The following is a 4596-nucleotide window of genomic DNA, read 5'->3' on the forward strand; positions in this document are numbered from 1 at the left end:
CTCTTGCTCAGGAGCAGGGCGTAAAAGCCACTCAGGCATCCATCAAGTGGCAGGAGACTCTGGACCAGCACCTGAGCAAGTCAGAGAAGCTCACCCGGGCGCTTACTGCAGCTCGGGAGGAATACAACAATAGGCTGGCGTTTGTCCCGCAGGAGGATATAAAGAAGCGCGCAGAAATGGCCAAGGAGATGGCCAAGGTCGAAGCCAGCCTCCGCGATCAATTTAAGGATGAGAAGTCTGGCTCTAAAGGCATGACTCGCTCGGAAAACGGCATGTCGCAGCTTAAGGCTCTGCTAGCCGAAGAAGAGGAGTTGATTCTTCGCTATGAAAAGCGGGGTGCAGCTGCAGAAAAGCTCACCAAGGCCGAAGCCATCCTGTTCAAGCTTGAGGCTCAGCGCAACGAAGCCTCAAGCGCAACTGTAAAGGCGGAAAAGGACAAAGAGATTGCGCTGGCCAAGCAGATCGTGACGCGTGAACGCTATCGCATAGAGCTGCAAGACGGTGCGAAAGTCGAGCAGGAGCAAGAAGAAGCCAAGAAGAAGCTGATTGCCAGCATGTATAAGAGCGCTGATGCAACCGCTGAGGAAGCTGCGCGCCTCGAAGCGTCTTTGAGCGTCTACGGCAAGGCCCGGGTAGAGATCGAGCGCATGACGTTGGCCAAGCTGCAGCAGCAGAAGGCCGACATGGGCCTGATCGCAAATCCTGAGTACATGGCCGCGTTGGACAAACAGATTGCGGGCCAACAGGCCGTGATTGCAGGGCTGGAGAAGCTGGACTTCAAGAAGTTCAGCGAGACCATGGGCAAGTCACTAGACGCTGCAAAAGAAGAACTGGCCATCCAACAGGATGGCCTTTCTCTTTTGGGGATGGATGAGGCCGCCCGTCGCAAGATCCTGGCCGTTCGCAAGATTACGCTGGATGTGGCCAAGCAGATTGCCGAGGTGGACAAGACCAAATACAGCGACAACAGCGACGACAACGAGCGCGAGAAGGCGGCCCGCCGAAAGCTGATCTGGGAGAAGGCGGAAGTGGACACTCAGGTGGCCATCGGCAGGATCCAGGAGGAGTACGCGGTAAAGAACGCCGAGAAGTACAACGATATCTTCCGGCAGGGCTTTGCCGACTTCGTGAACAACGGAGCGGACGGCCTCAAGGCCTTCGGGAAGTCGCTCAAGACCACGATTCTGACCTCTGCGTCCGATGCCCTTTACAAAGCATTCGCGCAGAAGTTCGTGATGAACGTCGCGGCGAACGTCACGGGCCTAATCGGTGCTGGCGCTGGATGGCTGGCAAGCTTGTTCGGAGGCGGTTCTGATGGTTCTGCCGGCGGCAATGTTGGCAACCTCATCAGCGCTGGGTCTACTGGCTACAACCTGTATACGGGAGAAGGTCTTGTTGGCCAAGGCTCTCGCTATTTAGCCAATTTGGCGGGGTGGGGGAGTGGTAGCGCGCAATGGGGTGCAGCCGGTGTTCAGGCATCTGGCGCAGTGACCACTCCGGTGACTGGCAGCTTAGGGGCGGCAGCGCCACAGGCCTCCTGGGCTTCCAGTGCTTCCCAATGGGTTGCATCTGGCGGCTGGGTCATGGCTGTGCCACTGATCGCAGCCTATCTGGGTGGCATGTTCAAGGAGGAAAAGCAGGTTGGTAGCGGCATCACTGGCGAGCTGGGCGGCGATCTCTATGGTTATCAGTTGATGCGCGAAAGCGGCAGCCTCTTTGGCGGTCCTAAGTACCGCTACCTGGTGGCAGAGAAGGAGATCGAGAAGTCCAAGGCAGAGATCGAGCGCCTCAAAAAGGAGATCGCCGACAACCCGAACGATGCCCGAAACGCTTACCGTGAGCGCCAAATCCAGCAGCAGTACAGCCGCTTGGACATGCTCTCGCAGTACGACGGGGCCATTGAAGGCTCCAAGGGACCCATCAAGGTTCTGCAGGATGCCTTCATGGGCATGCGCGAGGACACGGCAGCTCGGGCTGACAGCCTGGGTCTTGATGGTGATGCAATCCGCGCCATGAAAGTGACGCTGGGCCTCGATGAGATCCATCCAGATACGGGTGGAAAGGGCTTGGAGCTTACGGGCCTCACGCAAGAGGAGGCCACTGCCAAGATCCAGGCCGCATTGGCGCAAGCCAATGAAGAGCTGGCCCGTTCTGTGCTGGGCAACTGGGAGGAGCAGACCCGCGAAGTCACCCGCACGGTTTGGGACAACGTGGAGCTGCCCTCTGACGGCGACACCCAGCAGTATGGCCGCGTGGGGCGGGAGGTGACGGAGACGATTACCGAGCAGGTGTTCGTTATGAGCGAGTACGTGCGAACCGGCGAAACCGCTGTTCAGGCGCTCACCCGCCTATCTGACTCGCTCCTGAGCGTGAATACCGTCTTCGACCTGTTGGGTGTGACGCTGATGGACACCTCGCTGGCCGGCGCTGATATGGCCTCGGACATCATCGACGCCTTTGGAGGTGCGGATAAGTTTTCGGCAGCGACCGGTAACTACTACGAGAAGTTCTACACCGATCAAGAGAAGGTAAAGAACCAGACGCGCCTGCTCAATGACCAGCTCAAGAAGCTTGGCATCGAGACCATGCCTGCCAGCCGTGAGGCGTTCAAGGAATACATCAACGGCATCGACAGGAGCACGGAAGAGGGTCAAAAGCTCTTTGCCAGCCTGTTGGGCCTGGTGGATGTGTTCGACATGATCTACACGTCGGCCGAGAACATCGCGTCGCTCAAGGGTGATCTGCAGATTCAACTGCTGCGCGCCAAGGGTAACGATACGGAGGCAACCCGCCTGGAGCGCTCCAAGCAGATCAAGGAACTGGAGAAGTACAACGATCCAGAGCTGGTGAAGCTGCAGGTTGAGATCTGGGACACCGAGGACAAGGCCAAGGCCGATGAAGCAGCCAAGACGCTGGCGCAGCAGAACTTGCAAGCCGCTATCTCCCGTGAAAAGGAGTATTGGACCCAGTTCGGCGCAGATGCTAAGGATGCCTTCACCAAGGCATCGAGCTATGTGGACTTGTTTGCGGGCAGTGCCAAGTCTCTGCGCGCTGGCCTGGATGACATGGCCAATTCGCAGGCTGCGGCCGGCATGGTGTTCATTGAGCAAGCGCTTGAGAACGCCCGCCGAGGCCTGGGCTTTGGTGACTACGACCAGACGCAAAGCGCGATCAATGCGGCCACGGGCGGCCTCGTCATGGACAACTACGCCACCCAGGCGGAGCTGGACTACGACAAGAAGGTGCTTGCAGGCCAGTTGGACGAGTTGGGCGAGTTTGCAGAGCTGGCCAAGACCGATGCGCAAAAGCAAATCGACTTGGCTACCTCGCAGCTCAAGCGCTTGGACGATATCCAGACCTTCTGGCAGACCTTCGGTGAAGACCAGGTAGATGCAACGCTCAGCGTTACTGACGCTGTCAATGCGCTCTACAAGCTGCTGGATCCCAAGGAGCAGGAGCGCATCCGCAAGGAAGAAGCCGAGAAGGCTGGTTTGGGTGGCACTGGAAGCACCCGTCCAAGTGGTGGCGCGGTATTGGGCGGCACGGTTTCTGGCACCAAACGCCGAGAGGTGGTCGGCTTCACAGCCGATGGCCGCACCAAATGGTCGGATGGCACTGTCGAGCAGTACGCCCCTGGGGAGTACGTGTGGGATGGTCATCTGCTCGTTGGGACGGGCAACCTGACCGCTGAGCAGTGGGCCAGCATGCAGGCGGGTCAAGGAGCTTTCGGCTCGCGCTACGACTGGGACGAAAAGCAAGGCCTGTGGGTGAGGCGCAAGTCATTCGCTGTTGGCACGAACTACGTGCCCTACGACATGACGGCTGACATCCACAAGGGTGAGCGGATCATCCCTGCCGCCGAGAACCGTGCGTTGATGGAGGCGGTTCGCGGCCAGTCTCGTGGTCCAGATACTGCCGCAGGGGCTGCGCGTGTAGAGGCAATCCTCTTGCGTGTGGAGGCTGTGGTGGTATCGGTCAATGAACACGCCCGCAAGCTGTCCGACAACTTGGATCGTGTCACCAATGGCGGATCGGTCATAACCGCTGAGGTTGTGAATCGGGTTCGCCTTCAACAGTAGAAAGGAAGGGACATGGCAATTGTCCTAGTCCCCATTCCCATCACAGATGCAGCGTTCCGCCCGGGCTCCGTGCCCGAGGTGGACGCTGTAGCTGGTGAGGTGGCATGGACATCAGGCCAGGTGGTGGCAGTAGGTGCCGAGCGGGTTTATCAGCGGCGCGTGTGGAAGTGCGCTGTGGTTCCCGCCGACGCTACCGTGCCACCGAACATCGACCAGCGCGCGTGGGAGGACATGCGGCCCAGCAACCGCTGGGCGCCATTTGACAACGAAGTGCAAACCGCAGGGGTAGGGCGCAAGGGGTCGGCCAAATATGTGCTGTTTATGCGCTTTGTCTCTGGGATTGCGGTGCACAACCCTATTGGCAACCGACTCACTTTGACCGTGAGGGATGCGGACACCGGGGAGGACTTGAGCCCACCCATTGACCGCTCGCTGCGCGCCTCACGGCCTTCGCTGTGGAATTACCTCTATGGTCCCAAAACGCCAGTAACCAGCTTTCGGGTGGATGGGATCACAC

General features: G+C 59.0%; 1 protein-coding gene and 1 pseudogene. Both read left to right on the forward strand.

Annotated elements, in window-relative coordinates; translation table 11 throughout:
- Positions 1-176: 176 nt before the first annotated feature.
- Positions 177-4079 (forward strand): hypothetical protein, encoded by a 3903-nt coding sequence (locus ACCQ08_RS25830; protein WP_373451370.1) that lies wholly within the window; start codon positions 177-179, stop codon positions 4077-4079.
- Between the two features lie 12 nt (positions 4080-4091).
- Positions 4092-4596 (forward strand): annotated as a pseudogene (locus tag ACCQ08_RS25835) (hypothetical protein); the annotation flags it as partial.

The sequence above is a fragment of the Comamonas sp. SY3 genome (assembly GCF_041730275.1).
In the GTDB taxonomy this organism is placed as follows: Bacteria; Pseudomonadota; Gammaproteobacteria; order Burkholderiales; family Burkholderiaceae_C; genus Comamonas; species Comamonas sediminis.

Coding starts and splice junctions, on each gene's coding strand:
- ACCQ08_RS25830 (WP_373451370.1), top strand. CDS start 177: ATGGCCAAGGAGATGGCCAAGGTCGAAGCCAGCCTCCGCGATCAATTT.